The 20,549-nt window shown below is 68.3% G+C and carries 19 protein-coding genes; 8 read left to right on the top strand and 11 right to left on the bottom strand.

Annotated elements, in window-relative coordinates:
- The first annotated feature begins 35 nt into the window (after positions 1–35).
- Entirely contained in the window at positions 36–2,249 is a 2,214-nt protein-coding gene (locus tag M1L36_RS19135; RefSeq protein WP_250875339.1) for an AAA family ATPase, read from the top strand.
- 92 nt (positions 2,250–2,341) lie between these two features.
- On the opposite strand, the gene M1L36_RS19130 is transcribed toward M1L36_RS19135, so the two are convergent.
- Together M1L36_RS19130 and M1L36_RS19125 are read right to left on the bottom strand one after the other, a co-directional pair.
- The gene (locus tag M1L36_RS19130; protein WP_250875338.1) at positions 2,342–2,563 is read right to left on the bottom strand and encodes a hypothetical protein; all 222 of its coding nucleotides are present in this window, start codon (positions 2,561–2,563) and stop codon (positions 2,342–2,344) included.
- Positions 2,564–2,648: 85 nt separating this feature from the next.
- A complete protein-coding gene (locus M1L36_RS19125; RefSeq protein WP_250875592.1) occupies positions 2,649–5,471 on the bottom strand; it encodes a DEAD/DEAH box helicase in 2,823 nt (940 codons plus the stop codon).
- A gap of 135 nt (positions 5,472–5,606) precedes the next feature.
- Here M1L36_RS19125 and M1L36_RS19120 point away from each other — a divergent pair, with 135 nt between their 5' ends.
- Both M1L36_RS19120 and M1L36_RS19115 read left to right on the top strand, forming a co-directional pair.
- Entirely contained in the window at positions 5,607–5,882 is a 276-nt protein-coding gene (locus M1L36_RS19120; RefSeq protein WP_250875337.1) for a hypothetical protein, read from the top strand.
- Positions 5,883–5,993: 111 nt separating this feature from the next.
- The gene (locus M1L36_RS19115) at positions 5,994–6,428 is read left to right on the top strand and encodes an ester cyclase (RefSeq protein WP_250875336.1); all 435 of its coding nucleotides are present in this window, start codon (positions 5,994–5,996) and stop codon (positions 6,426–6,428) included.
- 153 nt (positions 6,429–6,581) lie between these two features.
- Here the strand turns inward: M1L36_RS19115 and M1L36_RS19110 are convergent, their stop codons facing one another.
- The 5 genes from M1L36_RS19110 to M1L36_RS19090 form a co-directional block, all read right to left on the bottom strand.
- On the bottom strand, positions 6,582–8,129 hold the full coding sequence (locus M1L36_RS19110) for a class I adenylate-forming enzyme family protein (protein WP_250875335.1): 1,548 nt from the start codon (positions 8,127–8,129) through the stop codon (positions 6,582–6,584).
- Positions 8,130–8,172: 43 nt separating this feature from the next.
- Positions 8,173–8,919: a metallophosphoesterase gene (locus M1L36_RS19105; RefSeq protein WP_250875334.1), complete on the bottom strand. Its 747-nt coding sequence runs from the start codon at positions 8,917–8,919 to the stop codon at positions 8,173–8,175.
- 35 nt (positions 8,920–8,954) lie between these two features.
- The gene (locus M1L36_RS19100; protein ID WP_250875333.1) at positions 8,955–10,616 is read right to left on the bottom strand and encodes a hypothetical protein; all 1,662 of its coding nucleotides are present in this window, start codon (positions 10,614–10,616) and stop codon (positions 8,955–8,957) included.
- Positions 10,613–11,887, bottom strand: coding sequence for a Single-stranded DNA binding protein (locus M1L36_RS19095; protein WP_250875332.1), 1,275 nt, complete (start codon positions 11,885–11,887; stop codon positions 10,613–10,615). Before M1L36_RS19095 ends, M1L36_RS19100 begins: the two co-directional genes overlap by 4 nt.
- Positions 11,888–11,961: 74 nt before the next feature.
- Positions 11,962–12,240: a hypothetical protein gene (locus M1L36_RS19090; protein ID WP_250875331.1), complete on the bottom strand. Its 279-nt coding sequence runs from the start codon at positions 12,238–12,240 to the stop codon at positions 11,962–11,964.
- Positions 12,241–12,381: 141 nt separating this feature from the next.
- Here M1L36_RS19090 and M1L36_RS19085 point away from each other — a divergent pair, with 141 nt between their 5' ends.
- Positions 12,382–13,044, top strand: a complete 663-nt coding sequence (locus M1L36_RS19085) for a 2,5-diamino-6-(ribosylamino)-4(3H)-pyrimidinone 5'-phosphate reductase (RefSeq protein ID WP_250875330.1) — start codon at positions 12,382–12,384, stop codon at positions 13,042–13,044.
- Positions 13,045–13,088: 44 nt separating this feature from the next.
- Here M1L36_RS19085 and M1L36_RS19080 read toward each other — a convergent pair whose 3' ends face one another.
- Entirely contained in the window at positions 13,089–13,379 is a 291-nt protein-coding gene (locus tag M1L36_RS19080; RefSeq protein WP_250875329.1) for a DUF7545 family protein, read from the bottom strand.
- Between the two features lie 93 nt (positions 13,380–13,472).
- On the opposite strand from M1L36_RS19080, the gene M1L36_RS19075 reads away from it, so the two are divergent.
- The gene (locus M1L36_RS19075) at positions 13,473–14,852 is read left to right on the top strand and encodes a UDP-N-acetyl glucosamine 2-epimerase (RefSeq protein ID WP_250875328.1); all 1,380 of its coding nucleotides are present in this window, start codon (positions 13,473–13,475) and stop codon (positions 14,850–14,852) included.
- On the opposite strand, the gene M1L36_RS19070 is transcribed toward M1L36_RS19075, so the two are convergent.
- Together M1L36_RS19070 and M1L36_RS19065 are read right to left on the bottom strand one after the other, a co-directional pair.
- Entirely contained in the window at positions 14,853–15,755 is a 903-nt protein-coding gene (locus M1L36_RS19070; protein WP_250875327.1) for a nucleotidyltransferase domain-containing protein, read from the bottom strand.
- A gap of 54 nt (positions 15,756–15,809) precedes the next feature.
- The gene (locus tag M1L36_RS19065) at positions 15,810–16,859 is read right to left on the bottom strand and encodes an NAD(P)/FAD-dependent oxidoreductase (protein ID WP_250875326.1); all 1,050 of its coding nucleotides are present in this window, start codon (positions 16,857–16,859) and stop codon (positions 15,810–15,812) included.
- Positions 16,860–16,991: 132 nt separating this feature from the next.
- Here M1L36_RS19065 and M1L36_RS19060 point away from each other — a divergent pair, with 132 nt between their 5' ends.
- On the top strand, positions 16,992–18,089 hold the full coding sequence (locus M1L36_RS19060) for an aminotransferase class V-fold PLP-dependent enzyme (RefSeq protein WP_250875325.1): 1,098 nt from the start codon (positions 16,992–16,994) through the stop codon (positions 18,087–18,089).
- 68 nt (positions 18,090–18,157) lie between these two features.
- A complete protein-coding gene (locus M1L36_RS19055; RefSeq protein WP_250875324.1) occupies positions 18,158–18,442 on the top strand; it encodes a DUF357 domain-containing protein in 285 nt (94 codons plus the stop codon).
- Positions 18,443–18,511: 69 nt separating this feature from the next.
- Here the strand turns inward: M1L36_RS19055 and M1L36_RS19050 are convergent, their stop codons facing one another.
- Positions 18,512–19,192, bottom strand: a complete 681-nt coding sequence (locus M1L36_RS19050) for a helix-turn-helix domain-containing protein (protein ID WP_250875323.1) — start codon at positions 19,190–19,192, stop codon at positions 18,512–18,514.
- Positions 19,193–19,504: 312 nt separating this feature from the next.
- Here M1L36_RS19050 and M1L36_RS19045 point away from each other — a divergent pair, with 312 nt between their 5' ends.
- On the top strand, positions 19,505–20,482 hold the full coding sequence (locus M1L36_RS19045; RefSeq protein ID WP_250875322.1) for a transcription initiation factor IIB: 978 nt from the start codon (positions 19,505–19,507) through the stop codon (positions 20,480–20,482).
- The last annotated feature ends 67 nt before the right edge of the window (positions 20,483–20,549 follow it).

The following is a 20,549-nucleotide window of genomic DNA, read 5'->3' as shown; positions in this document are numbered from 1 at the left end:
GGAGGGATAAAGTCAGCAGCACCGAAAGGGTCGGTATGACACGTGGCGTGGACCTCGTGGTCCAGGGTGCGGAGAAGCGCGACGCGGGTCGCGGCATCGCACGGCTCTCCAACGCGACGATGCAGACGCTCGGCGTGCTGAGCGGCGACACCATCGTCATCGAAGGTGAGCGAGAGACGGTCGCGAAGGTGTGGCCGGGCGGCGACGACGGCGAACTGAAGATCGACGCCGGAACCCGTCAGAACGCGACGCTGAAGATCGGCGAGACGGTCACCGTCCGGGAGTTGGACGTCGACGACGCGGACGCGGTGTCGGTGTCGCTCCCGAACACCCCCGAGGTGAGCAACAGCGAACTCGCCGACTACGTCAAGCGCAAACTGCTCCAGCGCCCCATCCAGATGGGCGATACGGTGACGCTCACCGACTCGGGTGTCGAGGCGACCATCGAGACGACCGACCCCCAGACGACCGTCCGGGTCGTCGACGACACGCAAGTGACCGTCCGCACCGGGAGTCGAGAGGTGAAGAGTTCGGCGAGCGGAACCGGTGGGAGTCGTGGGGCCAGTCTCCCCACCGGCGGCCACTCGGATGGCTCGTCGGCGAGCGTCGAGGACGCGCTCGCGGGAACCACGGCGGGGGCCACCAGCGACGGCCCGAAGACCGACGTCACCTACGAGGACATCGGCGGCCTCGACGAGGAACTCGAACTCATCCGCGAGATGGTCGAACTCCCGCTCTCCGAACCGGACCTGTTCCGCAGACTCGGCGTGGACCCGCCACGGGGCGTCCTGCTCCACGGGCCACCCGGCACCGGGAAGACGCTCATCGCGAAGGCCGTCGCCAACGAGGTGTCGGCGTCGTTCTTCGACATCTCCGGCCCCGAAATCGTCTCGAAGTACAAGGGCGACTCCGAGGAGCGTATCCGAGAGAAGTTCGCCGAGGCCCGTCAGAACTCCCCGGCCATCCTGTTCATCGACGAAATCGACTCCATCGCGGGTGCGCGCGACGACGACGCCGACATGGAGAACCGCGTCGTCGCCCAACTGCTGACCGAACTCGACGGCCTGACTGGCCGCGAGGAGGTCATCGTCATCGGCGCGACCAACCGCGTCGACTCCATCGACCCCGCGCTCCGCCGTGGCGGTCGGTTCGACCGCGAGATCGAGATCGGCGTCCCGAACGAGGAGGGCCGCCGCGAGATACTCGACGTCCACACGCTCGGCATGCCCATCGACGACGACGTGAGTCTCGACCGCCTCGCCGAACGGACCCACGGGTTCGTCGGCGCGGACATCCGGACGCTCTCGACGGAGGCGGCGATGTCCGCCCTCCGCCGGTACCGCCACGAACGCGAGGAGGACCCCGAGACCCCCCTCACCGTCACTCGCGCGGACTTCGAGTCCGCGATGGCCGCCGTCGACCCGAGCGCGATGCGCGAGTACGTCGTCGAGACGACCAACACGACGTTCGAGAACGTCGGCGGTCTCGCCGAGGCGAAGGCGACCCTCCGGGAGTCGGTCATCTGGCCGCTCTCCTACGAGAACCTGTTCGAGGCGACGAACACCAACCCGCCGACGGGCATCCTGCTGTACGGCCCGCCCGGAACCGGGAAGACGCTGCTCGCGCGCGCCATCGCCGGCGAGAGCGGCGTCAACTTCATCCACGTCGCCGGCCCCGAACTCATCGACAAGTACGTCGGCGAGAGCGAGAAGGCCGTCCGGGAGGTGTTCGACCGTGCCCGACAGACCGCCCCGACCATCGTCTTCTTCGACGAGGTCGACGCCATCGCCGCCGCCCGCGGCGGTGAACAGGACGTGACCGAGCGCGTCGTCTCCCAACTCCTCACGGAACTCGACGGGCTCGCGTCGAACCCGAACCTCGTCGTCCTCGCGGCGACGAACCGCTACGAGGCCATCGACCCCGCACTGCTCCGGCCGGGTCGCTTCGAGTCCCACGTCGAGGTCCCCCTCCCCGACGAGGAGGCCCGACGCATGATTCTGAAGGTCCACACCGAGGGCAAACCGCTGGGCGAGGACATCGACACCGACGAACTCGCCGCCGAGACCGAGGGCTACTCCGGCGCGGACCTCGAAGCGCTCGTCCGGCAGGCGTCGCTGTTCGCCATTCGCGCGCTGGCGACCGACATCGGTCCCGAGGAGGCGAACGAACGCGCCGACGAGATTCGCATCACTCGCGAACACTTCGAGGACGCCCGCTCGAAGGTCGAACCGCCGGGAAGCGGGCGGTAGTCGCTGACCGACGGGTGTCACTCTCGTCTACAGATGTCGTCGACGGCGAACCGCACGTCCGGTTGGCGGTCTGCTGACGGACTACTGACGGACTACTCGCGGTCGTACCCGGTCTCGGCCGTCCGGTCGACGACCATCACGAGCAGGACCGTCAGCCACGCGACGAACAGCAACCCGCCGATGTCGCCGACCGAGACGTACTGCCCGACCTGCGTCAACAGCGAGTTCTGTGCGACGACGGCCGTGCTGGCGAGTGCGACGATGAGTACGACGGCGAGTACCGCTCGCGCTCGGCCGTCCCTGGTGAAGTCCATACTCTGTTCTCAAGCGCATGACTGATAAAGATGCGTGTCTTTTCAGATTAGAATTAACTCACGATCCGGGGTACGTCCGACGAGATCAGTCCCAGAACGACTTCGTGCGGGCGTAGCGGCGCTCTTGCTGGAGGATGTCGCGGTAGAAGTCGTCCTCGTTCTCGCGGAGTTTGGCGATGATGCGAGCGGCGTTGTGCGGGCCGACGCCGCGGGCGGCGAGCGCGACGACCGCTCGCTTCCCGTGGCTCTGGACGAGGTTCGCAGACCGGTAGGCGCGTTCGGTCTGTTTCTGCTGCTCGTCGTCCTTGTCGCCGCGCTTGACGGCGTCGACGACCTCGTCGGCCCACGGGTTGAGCGCGGCGACGCGCGTCGACCCGCAGTTCGGACACTCCGGCTGGTCGGGCACCCGCTGGACCTGCTGGCGGCGCTCCCACTCCTGGCAGTGCAGACAGAACAGCAGGACGCGGTCCTCCTGGATGCGTTCTCTGACCGTCTCGATGACGCTCGCGTCGGCGTTCTCGGGACTGAGCAGCTCCTGACTCGACGACCGGCCGCCCATCCCGACGGGCGTGCGCTCGGTCACGGTCTCGACGGTCAGCGTCCCCGCCTGCACCTGCCGGAGCACGTCCGCTGCCCCGTCCACGTCGAGGTCCTCGTGGAGTATCTCCCGCACCGCCTCGTCGTACATCGGCGTGCCCCGGAGCGCTTCGAGCAGGCGCGAACGGCCGAACTGCCGCGACCCTCTCCCCTGCCAGCGTTTGAGCGACCCGAACTTCGCGGCGACCTGCGCGAGTTTGAACTTCAGCGCGTCGGCGTTCTTCAAGGAGAGTTCGATGAGACTCGCCACGTGGTCGGGTTCGGTCTCGCGTAGCAGCGCGAGGACGTCGCCCGGCGTGGTGCCGCCGGGCACCTCCAACTCGATGCGGTACGGGTCTATCTCCATCCCGACCGAGGAGCCGGTCTGCTGGCCGAGCAGTGCCGACAGGAGGCGACCGAGCGTCTCGTTGACTTTGTGGCCGAAACAGGCGTTGAGGACGATTTCCCGACCGTACGACTCGACGACGAGCCGGTCGCTTGCGGGCATCGCCTGCGTGTGGCGTTCGAGCTGTTCGAGCGCCTCGCTCGCGGTGTGGTCGTCGGTCGGGTAGCCCTCGCAGACCCACCGCGAGACGGTCGGGCGGTCCTCGCCCCGGTCGAAGCGCTCGCGGGCGTCGTATCGGAGGTCGCCGACGTGCTGGGCGACGTCGTAGGGCACGGGAATCTCCTGGCCGATCCAGGAGGGCACCTCGCCGCCGGGGTCCTCGACGGGCGTCACCTTCACCGCCTCCTCCTCGTCGTCGACCTCGGTGATGCGCCACATCTCCCCGCGCTGGATGAACACCTCGCCGGGTTGGGCGAAGTTGACGACGAACCGTTCGTCGAGGGTGCCGACCTGCCGCCCCGAGGCCATGTCCTCGACGGCGTAGGTGGCCTCGTCGGGAATCATCGAGAGGTTGGCGTAGAAGTACTGCCACGTCCCACCGGACTTCTCCAGACGGTCGGCCTCCTCCTCTATCCAGAGGATGCGATTGGAGGAGAGCTCTCGACAGACGTCGCGGAACTGCTCGCGAGTGACCTCGCGGAACGGGTACGCCCGCGTCACGATGTCGTAAGCGCGCATCGCACCGATCTCGCCGAAGTCCATCACGAGGCCGACGATCTGGTTCGCGACGGTGTCGAGGCTGCCGTGGTGGATGTTCGCGGGTTCGACCTGTCCGCGTTCGGCGCGTCGACAGATGGCCAGCGACTCGAAGGTGTCGTCGGGCATCGTCGCGATGACGGTTCCCCGTGAGACCACGTCACGGCGGTGGCCGGCCCGGCCCACGCGCTGGAGCAGACGCGACACCTCGCGGGGCGACTGGTACTGGACGACGTGGTCGATACGGCCCACGTCGATACCCAGTTCCATCGAGGAGGTACACAACAGCGCGTCGAGACTGCCGGCTTTGAACCGGTCTTCGACGTCGATACGGGCCTCCTTCGACAGCGACCCGTGGTGGATGCCGATGTTCGTCTCGAGTTTCTTGAACCGTGAACCGAGCGCTTCTGCGGTCTGGCGGGTGTTGACGAACACGAGCGTCGAGTCGTTGGTCTCGACGATGTCGCGAATCGCACGGACGTGACTCGCAACGTCCGGTTTCGTCATCAACTGCCCGGCGAGTCGTTCGTCTTCCTCGGTCACTTCGGGCGTCGACACGCGCAGGTCGAGGTTGCTCCCGGCCTCGACTTCGATTATCTCACAGCCCCGGTCGCCGGTGAGGAACTTCCCGACCTCCTCGGGGTCGCCGACCGTCGCCGAGAGGCCGATGCACTGGAACTCGTCGGCCAACTCGCGCAGCCGTTCGAGACCGATGGCCATCTGTGCGCCCCGTTTCGAGGCGGCGAGTTCGTGGACTTCGTCGACGACGACGTGGCTCACGTCCGACAGCGCCCGCCTGAGCTTCTTCCCGGTCAGCATCGCCTGGAGCGTCTCCGGGGTCGTCACGAGCACGTCCGGCGGGTCGTCGGCCTGCTTCCCCCGTTGGTACTGCGTGGTGTCGCCGTGACGAACGTCGACGTCCAGGTCCAACTCCTCGGCCCACCAGTCGAGACGCTGGCGCATGTCGCGGTTCAGCGCCCGCAGCGGCGTGATGTACAGCGCCGAGATACCGAACGGGACGCCCTCCCTATCGCGTTTGCGGGCGATGGCGTCGAAGACGGGGAGCATCGCCGTCTCCGTCTTCCCCGTCCCCGTCGGCGCGATGACGAGGCCGTGGTCGCCGCTCGCCAGCGTCGGAATCGCGCGGCGCTGTGGCTCGGTGGGCGTCTCGAACCCGCGTGTCGACAGCGCCGACCGGACGCGCTCGCCGAGATGGGCGAACGCGTCCATCCCTGCCCGTGGCTCACTCACTGGTCTCGCGTTGGGGACGAATCGGTAAGAGGCCGTCGCCTGCGCCACTGTCGAGGGGTTTGCCGGCTTCAGCGCTGTCGGAATCGGTTTGTCTCCGGTCGTGAAAGACGTGGTGTGGACGTCGCGCGTAGCTACTGGCTGGGGTGGGCCGTGTTCGGTCTGGGATACGCCCTGCGTGGCCTCGCAGAAGCCCGAACCGAGGGATGGAACGGAATCGCGATGGCGCTGGCCGCCGTCGGCGTCGTGTTCGTCGTCATCAGCGTCGTCGGCGACCGGAGCGACGACCCACAGGGCGAACCGTCCGAGAAGGGACTGTTACTGTACGGCACGTGGGTCGTTGGTCTGGGGATGCTCGGAGTCGGACTGTCCGAGTGTCTCACCACGCTGTGAGAACTGCGAGTCCCTCCCGAACGCGGCCCAGTCCGACTCCGCGGACTTACCGTACCACCGTGACACACGGCTTTGTCCTCACGGGGCGTACTCCGTGGTGGTGAGCGAGCGATGGCAGCAACCGAACCACAGCGCGAGAACGAGACGCTCGCCCGGGCGATTCCCGAGCGAATCATGACCGACGGCGACGCCGACTACATCGACGAGGTGTTCGCCCCGGACTTCGTCGAGCACAACCCGGCTATCGGCGAGATACACGGACCCGAAGGGTTCCGCGAGTACGTCTTCGAACCGTTCCGGCGGGGCTTCTCGGACCTCCGTGTCGCCGTCGAGGACGTCGTCGCCGAGGGCGACCGGGTCGTCCTGCGAGTGACCATCAGCGGCACCCACGATGGGCCGTTCATGGGAATCGAACCGACCGGTAAGCCGCTGACCGCGAGCGGGTTCGCGCTCCACCGCCTCGCGGGCGGGAAGGTCGCCGAACGCTGGGTGCTGTTCGACGCACTCGGCGTCATCGAGCAGACCAGCACGGCCCCGACGGCCTGACCGGCGACCGCCCGAGAGTGGTTCCCTCGCCTCCCCCCGCTCTCCCTGTCCTTCGCTTCACCCGCCTTCTCGGTCACTCGTCGTTTTCGTCGCTGGTCGGCCTCGTCGCTGGTCGGCCTCGTCACTGGTCGGCCTCGTCACCCGTCATCTCCGTCACTCGCCGCCCACTTCCCTCGCCAGCGCCACCTTGTTCACCTTCTGGGTCGCCGTCCGCGGGAACGCCTCGCGGAAGACGATACGCCGGGGCTTCTCGTACCCCGCCAACTCGACCTCCCGCTCCCAGTAGTCGAGGACGTCGTCCTCTGTCAACGACCCGTCGGCGGGGACGATGGCCGCGGTGACGGCCTCGCCCCACCGCTCGTGGTCGGTCCCGAACACCGCGACCGCCGCGACCCCTGGCATCGCCTGGAGTGCCTCCTCGACGGTCGTGGGGGCGACCTTCTCGCCGCCGGTGAGGATGATGTCGTCGACCCGGTCGACGTAGTACAGCAGTCCGTCGTCGTCCCGCCGGACCACGTCGCCGGTGTGCAACCACCCTTCGGTAAACGCCCGTTCTGTCTTCTCGGGGGCGTTCCAGTACCCTGGCGTGATGACGTCACCCTTCAACAGCAGTTCGCCCTGGTCGCCCGGCGGGACGTCTTCGCCCGTTTCGAAGTCGACGACGCGGGCGCGGACGCTGTCCATCGGCCACCCGAGCAGCGCAGGGCGGCGTTCGGTGTCCTCGTCGAAGGTGACGCTGACGCCCGTGTTCTCGGTCTGGCCGTAGTAGTCGAGCAGTGCCGCGCAGTCGAACGCCTCCTCGAAGGCGTCGAGGGTCGCCACCGTCGCGGGTGCGCCACCGTAGAACACCCGTTCGAGCGACGACGTGTCCCGCTCGACGGCCTCGGGGGTGTTCACCGCGTCGACCATCATCGTCGGGATGAGGCCCGTGAGCGTCGCGCCCGTCTCCTCGACGAGCGCCGCCCACGCGGCGGCGTCCCACGCTTCGAGGATGGCGAACGACGCGCCGACCGAGAGGATGGGGAGCAGCACGCCGTAGAGACCGCCAACGTGGAACATCGGCACCGCGGCGACGGCCACGTCCTCGTCGGTGTAGCCGAAGGTGGTGATGCCACACTGGACGTTCGCCGTGATGTTACGGTGGGTCTGGACGACGCCCTTCGGTCGTCCGGTCGTCCCCGAGGTGTACATCACGACGGCCGGTTCCTCGTCGAGTCGCTTGACGGGGGCCGGCGCGGGCCGTGTCTCCCGGTCGGGGAGCGCCGTCTCCTCGAACTCGCCGCCCGTGACGGCCGTAACGGTCGAGGCCTCGTCGAGCGCGTCGACGCCCTCGTGGATGGCGGCAGTCTGGTCGGCGAAGGCGTCGGCCGTCACGAGCGCCGACGGGTCGAGGTCGCTCAGCGTGTACACCAGTTCGTCGGTGCCGAACCGGGTGTTGAGCGGCGACGCGACCCGTCCGGCGCGCCAGATGCCGAGGACGACCGACGCGTACGCCGCACAGTCGGGGAGCATGACCGCGATGCGGGCGTCCTCGGCCATCCCCTGTGAATCGACCCACGCCGCGACCCGCCGCGCTCGACGGTCGATCTCCCCGTAGGTGACGTCCTCGCTGTCGGGCCGGAGGACGGCGACGTCGTCCGGAACGCGGTTCGCGGTGTGCTGGACGTAGCGGTAGACGTTCATGATGGTCCGTGATGACATGCACCAGGCAGGACAAAGTCGTTCCGGCGGTCGGCTCCGGCACTCAGACGCGCTGGTACGGACCGAGTCGCGTCCCGTCGAGCAGGTACGCCTGCGCGTCGGGCATCCCCGCCGGGAGGAATGGTGCGAGGAATCCCTGCCCGGCGTTCGTCCACGTCCCGCCGAGCAGGTCGTTGAACGCCGGGCAGACGACGAGTTCGCCGGTGATGGCGGGGGAGATGTCGTCGTCCGCGTCGTCGCTCTCGGCGTGGTGTTCGACGAACGGGTCGGGGGCGAGCGGCCCACGTAGCCAGACCCGCTCGGCGCGTGCCCCGCCCACCTCGTCTTCGAGGCGAATCTTCGGGTGCTCGTGGCCCATGCAGACGAGGTCCGCCGTCACCACCTCGCGAGCGGGCCAGGTGTGGCCGTGGACGAACCCGACGTCACCGAGACGGACGCCGTCGGTCGGCGTCACCGTCACGGGGTGCTCGCGCTCGCTCTCGGCCGCGACGTCCTTGACGTCGCCGTCGTGGTTCCCTTTGACGACGGTGACCGGCACCCGCTCGGAGAGCGTCCCGAGCAGCGTCGTCAACTCCTCGCGCTCCTCCGTCGTGGGGTTCCCGATGGCGTTCGCGAGGTCGCCGAGGAAGACGACGCGGCCGACGTCCGTCGACTCGAACAGTTCGAGGAGCTTCTGGCGGCGCTCGGGGGCGTGCGAACGCAACTCGACGCCGTCGTAGCGCAACGCGACCTCCAGCCCGGCGTGGTAGTCGGCGACCACCAGCGCACGCTCGTCGCCGCAGTCGGCCACGGCGACCGGCTCCCCCGGGACCGGTTCGAACACGCTCAGATGGGTTTGAGCCGCCCGTCCTCGGGTTCGTAGCACTGCCCACCCATCAGTGCGCCCTGGATGGCGTCGTCCACCGCGTCGGCGTCCGCGCCGGTACGGTCGGTGACCCGCCCGACGAGGTCGTCGCGGGGCGCGCCGTCGCCGTCGTCGAGCGCCTTCATCTCCTCCATGAGGACGGTGTCGAGGTCGACGTCCGCGTCGGCCTCCGCCTCGCCGTCGGTCTCGGTGGTGGCCTCAGCCTCCTCGACCTCGGCGTCGTCGGTCGGTTCGAACGACGGTTCGTCCGGTTCGGCGGTGTCGTCGCTCGCGGCCGCGTCGTCCGGTTCGAACGACGGTTCGTCGTCGGGCGTCGGCGACGGTTCCTGTTCGGTCCGTTCGGTCTCTCCCTCCGACTCCGGAGCCTCGATGTCCGCCTCGCCGGCGGGGTCGACCTCGTTGCCCGTCGAGAACTCGGTGCCGAACTCCGCCTCGACCTCCTGGCGGGTCTCCTCGTCCATCTCGTAGGCTCCGGACTCCTCGTCGGCCTCGTCCTCGTCGGTCTCGGGTTCGAACGCCGGTTCGTCGGAGACGCCGTTGGCGGTCGACTCCTCGAACGACGGCTCGTCGTCGGTCGCGCTCCCCGGCGACTCGACGGGTTCTTCGACGCTGTCCGTCTCGCCGGAATCACTCTCGTCGGTGTCTACCTCGGTCGACGGTTCGGTCTCGGTCGTGGCGGTCGCCTCGCTCTCGTCGGCGACCGGTTCGCCAGCCGGTTCCGAGCCGACCTCGACGCCCTCTTCGACGGGGTCGTCGGCCGGTTCTTCGACGGGGTCGGCCGTCGCGTCCGGTTCGTCGGTCGCCGCGGCGGGTTCGGGTGTCTCGGCGTCGGGTGCGCCCGTCTCCTCGGTCACGTCGGTCGCAGTGTCTGCCACCCCGGCAGCCCCGACGCTCGCGTCGAGTTCGACGGGGCGGACCGGCGTGAAGGTGGTCTCACCACCCTCGTCGGGAGCGTGTGAGAGGTCACCGACCTCGTCGGTCTCGTCGGCGACGAGGCGGACGGCGTCCAGCGCGACCTCCTGCAACGCGGCGAGGTACGCTTCGGTCGTGCCGTACTGCTCGATGGCGATGGGGATGCCGGCGGCGAGACTGCGGTCGACACCGGCGGCTTCGAGCGCCTGGGTCAGCGCGTCGCCCGTGAGGCCGGTGTCGAGCGCCGCCGCGAAGGTGCCGATGCGTTCGAGCGTGCGCTCGGCGGCGATGACCGTCCAGCGGTCACGCGTCGGCGCGTCTACTTCGCTCACCGACTCGGGGCGGACGCTCGTGTAGACGAGGTCGGAGTCGTCGGGTTGGAACGTCCGGGCCTTCCCCGTCACGGCGACGAACGACGGCGTGTTCGCGCCGTCGAGGAAGCCCATCGCCTCGGGCTGGTACTGCCCGGCGTAGACGACGAACGCACCCGTCGGGTCGACGACCCGAGCGCGGAGGATGCTCTCGCCGGCCTGTGCGACCTCGGTGAGCACGCCCGTCACGAACAGGCGGTTGACTCGCGCGCCCGTCGGCGTGACGACGTAGTTGGGTGCCCGTTCCTCGTCGGACTCGGAGTAGCTGTAGCTCGCGTCCTCGAACTCGGCGGCGAACAGACGGTGGGCAACCTCGCGGTTCCCGGGGGTCGAACTCACTGGTCCACCTCCGCGAGCAGCGCGGCCGCACGGTCGGCCGCCGCCGCCTCCACGCGGTCGAACTCCTCGGCGTCGAGGTTCGCCCCGTAGTCGTCGACCGAGAGCGACCCGCGGACGCGGTACTCGTAGCCCACGATGTCCTCGGCGATGGTGTCGGCGACGACCTCCTTGTCCATCGCGTCGCGGGCGTGGTCGAGGGCGTCCTCGAGCGTGCCGTCGTAGACGCGCTCGGTCAGTTCGCGGTCGAGGACGACGGTGACGGTGCCCGTCCCGTCGTCGAGGATGGCCTTCGTCCGCAGGTCGTCCTCACCGTCGACCTCGCCGTGGGAGCGACACTGGCCGTTCTGGATGACGCGGTTGCACTCGGGACAGCGCTGGATGAGCCCCGAGCCGTCGCGCACGTCGAGCAGACTGCCGACGAGTTCGACGTCGAACGCGCCGCCGCCGCGGACCGCCTCGCCGACGCCGAGTCGGCGGGCCGTCGCGCTCTCTTCGACCTCGCGGTCGAGCGTGGCGACGGTGGTGAACTCCGAGAGGTTCACGGAGGGGACGCCGCGGAACTCCCGGACGTAGACGTCCTCGAAGCGCAGCGACGCGCCCTCCGTAATCTCGGGTCGCGGGTTCCAGTCGGTGAAGGGGAGGCGGGCGGACTCGTCGGCGATGACTCCGGAGAGGATGTCGGTCTTGCCGTCGCGACCGTCGATGGTGCGTTCTTCGACCTCGACGACGCGGACCTCGACGTTCCGGCCGCGGTCGCCCGGCGAGAGGTCGGCCAGCGAGCGGTCGCCGCCGACGTCGTAGGAGACGTCCAGGTCTTCGTCGAGGCTCTCGACGTCCGTCGAGTCGCCGAGGTTCAGTTCGGGGCGGCCCTCCCACTCGCGGACGCCGGCGTTGCCCGCGCGGATGGTGTCGCCCTCGGCGAGGCCGAAGTCGTTCCAGGCGGTGTAGGAGATGCGCCCGGTGTCGTCGGCGAGTTCACCCTCGAAGATGGTGAAGTCGTCACCCTGGTACCGGATGGTGCGCTTCCCGACGGTCAGCACCCGCCCGGTGACGGTGACGCTGGCGTCGTCGGTCGACACCCCGCCGATGTCCTTCGTCGAGGGGGCGCTGCCGCCGCCACCGCTCCCGCCGCCGTACTTCCGGCGGAGGCTCTGGGTCGCTTCGTCGAGTGGAACGTCGTACTCGACGAGTTTCTGCAGGTCGTCGCGGACCTCCTGTTTGTCCACACCGAGGTCGGAGGCGAGATCCTCGGCAGTCTGGTCGATGTCCATCGTCTGTGGCTTTGCGCAGCCCCGTAAAAAAGGGTTCGCGCCGAGTGGCTGCTCGTTCGGGTCGTCGACGAACGTCAGTTGAGGTCGTACGGGTCGGACTCGACACCACGCCAGCGGGCGAACAGCTCCAGAAGCACACAGAACCCGTTGATGATGAGACCACTGACGACAGCGATTCCGACGAGTCCTGCGGAAACGGCTTCGGGACCGCCAACGACGAAATTGTACGGAATCACCGCGACGGCCACGAGCCACAGCACGAACCAAAGCTGCTGGAGGAAGCGAATCCGTATCCGTGGACGCCAGACGGACTCGAACCAGAACTCCAGGGCGTCGCGTAACGGAGTAGACACAGCTCGAATTCACCGCGCCATGACATAGCGGTTCGGCTACCAGAAGCACGGACGCCGGTCCTCGACCGAATCGGGCGCTGCCCGCTCGGTCGAACGGTCCCGACACGAAATCCGTTAGTCGTGGCACCCCGAGTTCGAGCCATGCACGTCCACGTCAACGCCGCCGTCAGCGCGGACGGGAAGCTCTCGACGCGCCGCCGCGAGCAGGTCCGCATCTCAGGCGACGAGGACTTCGCGCGGGTCGACCGGATTCGTGCCGAGAACGACGCCGTGCTCGTCGGTGTCGGGACGGTGCTCGCAGACGACCCCTCGCTCGTCCGGTTCGACCGCGACCACCGCGAGTCGGTCGGCAAGTCGGGCGTCCCCACCCGGGTCGTCGCGGACTCGCGAGCGCGGACGCCCCCCGACGCCGCTATCCTCGCAGGCGACGCGCCGACGACGCTGCTCGTGAGCGAGGCCGCACCCATAGACAGGCTGTCGGCACTCCGGGAGGCCAGCGTGAGCGTCGTCGTCGCGGGCACGGAGCGCGTCGACCTCCCGTGTGCACTCGCCGAACTCGAATCCCGGGGCGTCGCGGACCTGATGGTGGAGGGTGGCGGCGAACTCGTCTTCTCGCTGTTCGCCGACGGTCTGGTCGACGCACTCACGCTGTACGTCGGCAGTCTCGTCCTCGGGGGACGGGAGGCCCCGACCATCGCCGACGGGGAGGGGTTCGTCGAGCGCGCGTCGTTCCCCGAGCTGTCACTCGACGGTGTCGAACGGGTGGACGACGGTGTCGTCCTGCAGTGGACCGTCGACTCGTAGCTGACGCTATGCTGTGGCCGAAGAGGTCGAAGAGAGAGTGCCGTTCAGTGGTCGTGGCCGGTCGCCTCGCCGAACGTCATGCCGAAGCGCTCCTCGAACAGGTCGAGGGTCGTCGACTCGATAGCCTCCAGTTCCTCGTCGGCCTCGCCGTGGCCGTGGTGGACGGCGGCGTGGACGCGCTGGGCGCAGGACATGAGCGCGAGGTCGCCGACCACGTCGGCGGCGGACTCGCCGTCCTCGGCGAGCATGTCGAGCAGGCCGGTGGGGAGCGTCACTTCGTCGTCACCGTCGGGCGTCTCGATCTTCACGAGCATAGTGTCCGATTTCGTCGGCATACCCGCCGTCGGTGAGCGAGACGTAAAGCAGTGTGCGTTCGACCCGCAGACCGAAGGGAAAGGTACTTAGAAACGACTCGTGGTGGTCGTGACATGGATACGCGTCAGCAGGTCTACGAGGACCGACTCGCCCGGCAGATGGAGGCCGGCGAGTCGGGGGAGTTCGTCCTCGCGGTGGTGACGGCGACCAAACCGGACTTCTACAAGCAGGCCCCGGTCGTCGCCGCCGCCCGCGAGCAGGACGTCCCGTGTTTCGTCCTCCACACCGGTCAGCACTACGACGACGTGCTCGGCCACGGCCTCGTCGAGTACGACCTCGAAGACCACATCGCGGTCGACCTCGGCGTCCGCGGCGGTCTCAGCGAGAAGACCGCCTCGCTGATGACCGAAATCGAGGCGTTCACCGACCACCTCGCGAGCGAGTACCCCGAGAAGACCGTCCTCCCGCTCGTCCACGGCGACACGCTCGCGGCGGGCATCGTCCCCCAGGCGTGGCTGTTCGCCACCAACCAACTGGTCGCGCACAACGAGGCTGGCCTGCGGTCGATGGCTCCCGACTACGCCGCTCACGGCGACCCTGCGGCGTTCGTCCGCGAGCAGTGGGACGGTGACTGGCACATCGAGCGCTCCGAACCGTTCCCCGAGCAGTACGACACGTTCGTCGGCAGTGCCGCCGCGATGTACCACTTCGCACCCACGGACCTCAACCGCGAGCACCTCGTGAACGAGGGCTACCCCGAGTCCGTCGGCGGTGTCGAGCGCATCCCCGTCGTCGGCAACAGCGTCGTCGACGCCATCGAGATGAAGTCGAACGTCGACGGCGAGTCCGTCTTCGACGTCTACCCCGTGCTGGAGGAGCGCGACGACTGGATTCGCGTCGACGTCCACCGCCGGGCGAACCTGCTGCCCGACCGCTTCCGCGCCATCGTCGACTGCGTGATTCGACTGGTCGAAGCCGACTACAACGTCAACTTCCTCGAACTCACCGCGACAAGACGGGCGCTGGAGAACTACGGCCTCCGCGAGAGGCTCCTCCGTCTGGACGACGAGCACGACAACTTCCTGTTCACCGGTCTCTGGAAGCGCCACGCCCACGTCTACGAGTTCCTGCGCTCGGGGCAGTGTTTCGCCGAACTCACCGACTCCGGGAGCATGCAAGAGGAGTTGAACCACATCGAGGAGGCCCACTGTCTCACCGCACGGTTCAACACCGACCGCCCGGAGACGGTGTTCGAGGCCAACTCCAACCTGCTCGTCCCGCCCGCCGACGGCGAGTCGATGTTCGAGACCGTCGAGTACGTCTACGAGACCGACGCGGTCCGCGACCGACTCGGCTCCGGTCCCGAACTGTACGGCGAGAACGTCGGCGAGCGCATCGTCGAGTTCCTCGCCGAGAAGCGCCACGAACCGTTCGAGTGGGCGCACGAACGCGCCGGGTTCTCCGGGAGTACGAGCGACTTCGAGTACCTGTGATTACGCGTCGAACGTCTCACGGACGAACGCGTTGGCTCGCTCCTTCGTGATGCCCCGGACGCCGTGGACCTCGGGGTCGATGTCGGCCGAGAGCACCACTCGCTCGCGACCGAACACGTCGCCGACGACGGCGTCGCCCTCGCCTGCTCGCTTCCGCGCGACGAGGTCACGGACCGCGTCGTAGTCGTCTCCCAGTCGCGTCTGCTCCTGCTTGACGAACGCGGGGAAGTCGAGCGTCGGGAACTCGTGGGTGTCGCGCACGTACTCCGCGGAGAGCACGCCACGAATCACGTACAGGTTACGCTTGACGGTCCTGTCGACCGCGCCGGTCGCGTAGCGCTCGTCGTCTTTCGGGAGTCGAGTCACCTCGACGTCGTCCCCGCGCTCACCGCCGAGCGGTTCGACGACCCACTCCTCGTCGGTCTCGTCGACGATCTCGTACTCGGGGTCGCCGTGGACGAGCAGTCGGCGCTGGAGGTACTTGTGGTACTGTCGGGCCGCCAGCGAGCGGTAGTGGTGGTAGACGCCGATCGGTCGGAACTGGTCGGCGACGTCGGCTTCCAGCGCCGCCAGCGCGTCGTGCTCGCGGTACCGGAGCGGCGAGTGGAGGAACTCCAGTGTGGTCGGGTTCGAGTCGACGAGCAACTCGGCGAAACGGGTGACGTTCCAGCCTCGGACCTCGACCTCGCCACGTTCGTCGTGGACCGTCGAGACGGTCCCGTCGAGCGTGACGTAGTCCATCGGCTCCTGACGGAACAGGAAGCCCACGTCGTAGTCGCTCGATTCGCTAGCGAGGTTCCACGCCCGCGAACCGACGTCTCTGGCCGCGAGGACCGTCAGCTCGTGGTCGGCGGCGACGTCGTCGAGCAGGTCGTCGAGTTCGGGTGGCCCGGCGGCTGTCATGGTGTTGGGCGTCGAGAGGAGCTACGTAGACCGCGAGGGTGCCGTGTGAGGGGCTCAGTCGTCGCTCTGCGCTTCGACGGTCTCCGCGCCTTCGGTGCCCGCCCGCCCGAGTTGTTCGAGGTAGTCGTCGGCGTCGAGAGCGGCCTTCACGCCCATGCCGCCGGCGGTGGCGGCCTGCTGGTAGTGGTGGTCGACGACGTCGCCCGCCCCGAACAGGCCGGGGACGGCCGTGGCGGTCTGGCCGCCGTCGCGCCCGCCCTTCGCGAGGATGTAGCCCTGGTCGTCGAGTTCGACGCCCGTCTCGGCGAGGAACTCGGTGTTCGGCGTGTGGCCGATGGCGAGGAACACCGCACCGACGTCGAACTCGTACTGTCGGGTGTCGGGGTCGTCTAGCTCGTCGCTCGGGTGGCCCGACTCGTTCTCGACGAGCGTGACGTGGTCGACGCCCTCGGCCTGCGAGCCGTGAATCTCGAGCAGTTCGGTGTTCTTCAGAATCTCGATGTCGCCGGCCTCGACCTTCTCTTGCACGCGGTCGATCCAGTAGTCCTCGGCACGGAACTCCTCGCGGCGGTGGGCGATGTAGACGGTGTCCGCGAACTTCGTGAGGAACGTCGCCTCCTCCATCGCGGCGTCGCCCCCGCCGACGACGAGCATGTCCTCGTCGCGGAAGAACGCGCCGTCACAGGTCGCACAGGTCGAGACACCGTACCCCATCAGCAGGTCCTCGCCGGGGACGCCGAGGGTCCGTGCGCTCGCGCCGGAGGCGGCGACGAACGCGTCGGCGGTGTACTCGTCGCCGTTCTTCATCGTGACGTGGAACGTGTCGTCGTCCCGACGGACGACGCGCTCGACGACGCCGTGTTCGACCTCCGCACCGAACTGCGTCGCCTGCGCTTTCATGTTCTGGACGAGTTCGGGGCCGCTGATGCCCTCGGGAAAGCCGGGGTAGTTCGCCACGTCCGTCGTCAGCGTCAGTTGGCCGCCCGGTTCGGTCCCCTCGAACACCAGCGGGTCGTTGTTCGAGCGCGCCGCGTAGATGGCCGCCGAGAGGCCGGCGATGCCCGACCCCGCGACGATGAGCCTCCGATGGGTCGTCTCCGTCATTACCGGTGATACTGACTTTTCGGCTTTGTAGCTTGCGCACGAGTGTAGACACCGCGCCAGCCTGTTGATGTGTCAACAGGTGTCGCGCCCCGGCGGCACAACGCGTTTGCTCCTCGCGCTCGCACTGCGACCGTGACTCCCGAGGAGCTCAGAGCGTCGATTCCGGCGCTCGACGACGGTGCGTACTTCAACGCGGGGGCGTCGGGACCGTCCCCACGGTCCGTGCTGGACGCGACGTGTGCGGCGGTCCGCGGTCACGAGACCGACGCCCCGACCGGCGACGGCTGCTACCCGGTCGCGTTCGAAGCGTTCGAGGACTGTCGCGAGCGGTTCGCGGAGTTCCTCGGCGCGTCGACCGACGAACTGGCGCTGACCCACTCGACGGCGGACGGCATCGCCCGAATCGCCGCCAGCATCGACTGGGAACCGGGCGACGTCGTCGTTCGGACGGACCTCGAACACTCGGCGGGTATCCTCCCGTGGTGGAACCTCCGTGAGCAGGGCGTCGAGGTGCGCGTCCTGGAGACCGAAGCCGGCCGCGTGGACCGCCAGGCGTACGAGCGGGCGGTCTCCGACGCTCGACTGGTCTGTTTCAACTCCATCACGTGGACCCACGGGACGAAGTGGCCGGTCGCCGACCTCGTCGAGACGGCCCACGACCACGGGGCCGAGGTGCTGGTCGACGCCGTGCAGTCCGTGGGCCAGACCGACCTCGACTGCACCGCGTGGAACGCGGAGTACGTCGTCGGCGCGTGTCACAAGTGGCTGCTCGGTCCGTGGGGGGCGGGATTCCTCGTCGTCCGCGAGGACGTGACCACCGACCCCGTCCAAGTCGGGTACCGGAGCGTCGTGGACCCGTCGAGTCCCGACCCGGAGTTGAAACGCGGCGCGGCGCGCTTCGAGGTCGGAACGACGAACGTGGGGCCGTACGCGGGTGCGGTCGCGGCGATGGACCTCCACGACGAACTCGGGACCGACCGCATCGAGCGCCGCATTCACGACCTCGCCGCCCGCCTCGCCGACGGTCTCGGCGAGCGCGTCCTCGGCCCTGCCGACCCGGAGACGGGGCTGGTGGCGTTCTCGCCCGACGACGAGGACTCCGAAGCGCTCGTCGAACGACTGGCGGCCGAGGACCTCTACATCCGGGCGCTCCCCTCCGGCGCGGTGCGTGCGTCGGTCCACGCCTACAACACCCGCGAAGAGGTCGACGCGCTGCTCGCCGCGCTCTGAGGAGGCCCAGAAGCCGACGGTGCGTACCGAGTCGCAGTCGTCTTGCCGCCGGCCGTCGAGCGGGGCGTATGGCCGCCGACCTACACGAGAAGGCCGACCGCTACGAACGCCTGTTGAGCGAGGCGCTCGACGCCGCGAGCATCGCCCCCCAGGAGGGGACGCCGCTACACGAGGCGGCCCTGGAGTTCGAGGAGATGGCGTCGTCGTACCTGGAGGACGGTCGGCACTTCCGGGAGGAGGACGACTGGGTGAACGCGCTCGCCTCGTTCTCCTACGGGCACGCGTGGCTCGACGCGGGGGCTCGGCTCGGCGTGTTCGCCGTGCCCGAAGAAGGTCACCTGTTCACGGTCTGAGTCGCTCGTCGTCCGCCCTTGCCATCCCGGCCGTTCTATCCGTCTCGGCCGTCTCGGCTCTGGCGACGGTCAGTCGTCCTGTGGGAGTTCCTGTTCTTCGCTGCTCCGTGGCGGCTGAATCGCCACCTCGGCGAGAATCTCGTTGGCCCGCCGGAGGCGTTCGGAGAGCGCTTGGTGGGAGATTCCGAGGTCGTCGGCGATAGAGCCGAGCGTCGTGTCCCGCGGGACCTTGAAGTAGCCCTTCTCCAACGCGGCTTCGAGCGCCTCGCGTTGCTCGTCGGTGAGGTCGTACTCGCCGTGTTCGCCGCCCGTGCCCAGTTCGTAGATGCGCTCGATACGGAGGTTGACGTCGTACTGCTCGAAGACGCTCGCCGCGATGGACAGCGCGTTGCGTTTCGGGAACAGTACCCGGAACGACCAGCCGTCGTCGTCGCCGGTCGCGCCGAGCATCGTCGCGTCCTCCAAGAGGACGGCGAGCGCCACCGAAACGGGGGTCTTCCACTGCATCGTGTAGAGCCACTTCCCGTCGATGTCGCCGAGCATCTCGACGTCCGAGACGGTGCTGTCGTCTTTCAACGCCGCGTCGGCGGCGTCGACGTCGCCCGTCTCCACCCAGACGAGGTTCGAGAGCCCCGTCGTGTTGTGGGCGACCCCCTGGAGCACGTCGATACGGAGGTCCGGACACTGCGTGAACGCCTCGCTGAGGGCGAACGATTCCGCTGGCAGACCGAGTTCTGCGATTGTTGTCATGGTTTCCTGGTCGAACACGGCACGCACGGCGGCCGGGCACGGTTGATTACTAGTCGTCACAGCGGTCAGGGTGATAAACGTTGGTCACGACTCGACGCGGTGACGAACGATGCGGAAACGTTATATTCTCTGCCGGGTCGGTCGGCGTGGTGGCACGTATCACAATATCCGCGCCGTGACGGTCACATACGCCGATTTCACCTTCGATGGCTGCGACAACTTTAAATAGTTTGCGGGCTAACTAAGAGTGAAGACGCGCCGCTGCCGAGGGGTGGTTCCCGCACTCGGCCGACGGCGTGCACCAGTCCTATCATGAGTGACACAACGATACGAACGTACACCGAGGAGATGGCCGAGGCGGAGGCCGAACAGGAAGAACAGGAGGCGGTACGGACCTGCCCCGAGTGCAGCGGCCGCCTCGTCAGCGACAGCGAACACGGCGAGACGGTCTGTCAGGACTGCGGTCTCGTCGTCGAGGAGGACGCCGTCGACCGCGGCCCCGAGTGGCGCGCGTTCGACGCCAGCGAGAAGGACAGCAAGTCCCGCGTCGGTGCGCCGACGACGAACATGATGCACGACAACGGACTGTCGACGAACATCGGCTGGCAGGACAAGGACGCCTACGGACGGGCGCTGTCCTCGCGCCAGCGTGCGAAGATGCAGCGATTGCGCACGTGGAACGAGCGGTTCCGCACCCGCGACTCGAAGGAGCGCAACCTCAAGCAGGCGCTCGGCGAGATCGACCGCATGGCGAGTGCGCTCGGCCTCCCCGAGAACGTCCGGGAGACCGCGAGCGTCATCTACCGCCGCGCACTCAGCGAGGACCTCCTGCCGGGACGCTCCATCGAGGGCGTCGCGACGGCCGCCCTGTACGCGTCGGCGCGACAGGCCGGAACCCCGCGCTCGCTCGACGAGGTGACGATGGTCTCGCGCATCGACAAGATGGAGCTGACCCGGACGTACCGCTACATCATCCGACAGCTCAATCTGGAGATCAAGCCCGCGGACCCCGAGAGCTACGTCCCGCGGTTCGCCAGCGACCTCGAACTCTCCGACGAGTCCGAGCGTCGCGCCCGTGACCTACTCCGGGGCGCTCGCGATGCGGGGCTGCTCAGCGGGAAGTCGCCCGTCGGTCTGGCCGCCGCGGCCATCTACGCCGCCGCGCTGCTCACCAACGAGAAGGTGACGCAGTCGCAGGTCAGCGACGTGGCGAACATCTCGGAGGTCACCATCCGCAACCGCTACAAGGAACTGCTCGAAGCGGCCGACGTCACCACCGTGACGAACTGACGGACTGGCGCACGCCGCGACGAGCGGTCCCTCTCTCCTCTCCTTCACCGCTCGCGACCGCACGACG

The organism is Halomarina rubra (genome assembly GCF_023699475.1).
Classification (GTDB): Archaea; Halobacteriota; Halobacteria; order Halobacteriales; family Haloarculaceae; genus Halomarina; species Halomarina rubra.
Note: the sequence above shows the minus strand (reverse complement) of the source record. Positions and strands in the feature narration are given on the sequence as shown.

Bases quoted from the DNA above. Each gene is read 5' to 3' on its own strand.
- M1L36_RS19045 (WP_250875322.1), top strand. From the start codon at position 19,505: ATGAGTGACACAACGATACGAACGTACACCGAGGAGATGGCCGAGGCG.
- M1L36_RS19050 (WP_250875323.1), bottom strand. From the start codon at position 19,192: ATGACAACAATCGCAGAACTCGGTCTGCCAGCGGAATCGTTCGCCCTC.
- M1L36_RS19075 (WP_250875328.1), top strand. From the start codon at position 13,473: ATGGATACGCGTCAGCAGGTCTACGAGGACCGACTCGCCCGGCAGATG.
- M1L36_RS19070 (WP_250875327.1), bottom strand. From the start codon at position 15,755: ATGACAGCCGCCGGGCCACCCGAACTCGACGACCTGCTCGACGACGTC.
- M1L36_RS19095 (WP_250875332.1), bottom strand. From the start codon at position 11,887: ATGGACATCGACCAGACTGCCGAGGATCTCGCCTCCGACCTCGGTGTG.
- M1L36_RS19055 (WP_250875324.1), top strand. From the start codon at position 18,158: ATGGCCGCCGACCTACACGAGAAGGCCGACCGCTACGAACGCCTGTTG.
- M1L36_RS19065 (WP_250875326.1), bottom strand. From the start codon at position 16,859: ATGACGGAGACGACCCATCGGAGGCTCATCGTCGCGGGGTCGGGCATC.
- M1L36_RS19085 (WP_250875330.1), top strand. From the start codon at position 12,382: ATGCACGTCCACGTCAACGCCGCCGTCAGCGCGGACGGGAAGCTCTCG.
- M1L36_RS19125 (WP_250875592.1), bottom strand. From the start codon at position 5,471: ATGGACGCGTTCGCCCATCTCGGCGAGCGCGTCCGGTCGGCGCTGTCG.
- M1L36_RS19135 (WP_250875339.1), top strand. From the start codon at position 36: ATGACACGTGGCGTGGACCTCGTGGTCCAGGGTGCGGAGAAGCGCGAC.
- M1L36_RS19110 (WP_250875335.1), bottom strand. From the start codon at position 8,129: ATGTCATCACGGACCATCATGAACGTCTACCGCTACGTCCAGCACACC.
- M1L36_RS19115 (WP_250875336.1), top strand. From the start codon at position 5,994: ATGGCAGCAACCGAACCACAGCGCGAGAACGAGACGCTCGCCCGGGCG.
- M1L36_RS19080 (WP_250875329.1), bottom strand. From the start codon at position 13,379: ATGCCGACGAAATCGGACACTATGCTCGTGAAGATCGAGACGCCCGAC.
- M1L36_RS19130 (WP_250875338.1), bottom strand. From the start codon at position 2,563: ATGGACTTCACCAGGGACGGCCGAGCGCGAGCGGTACTCGCCGTCGTA.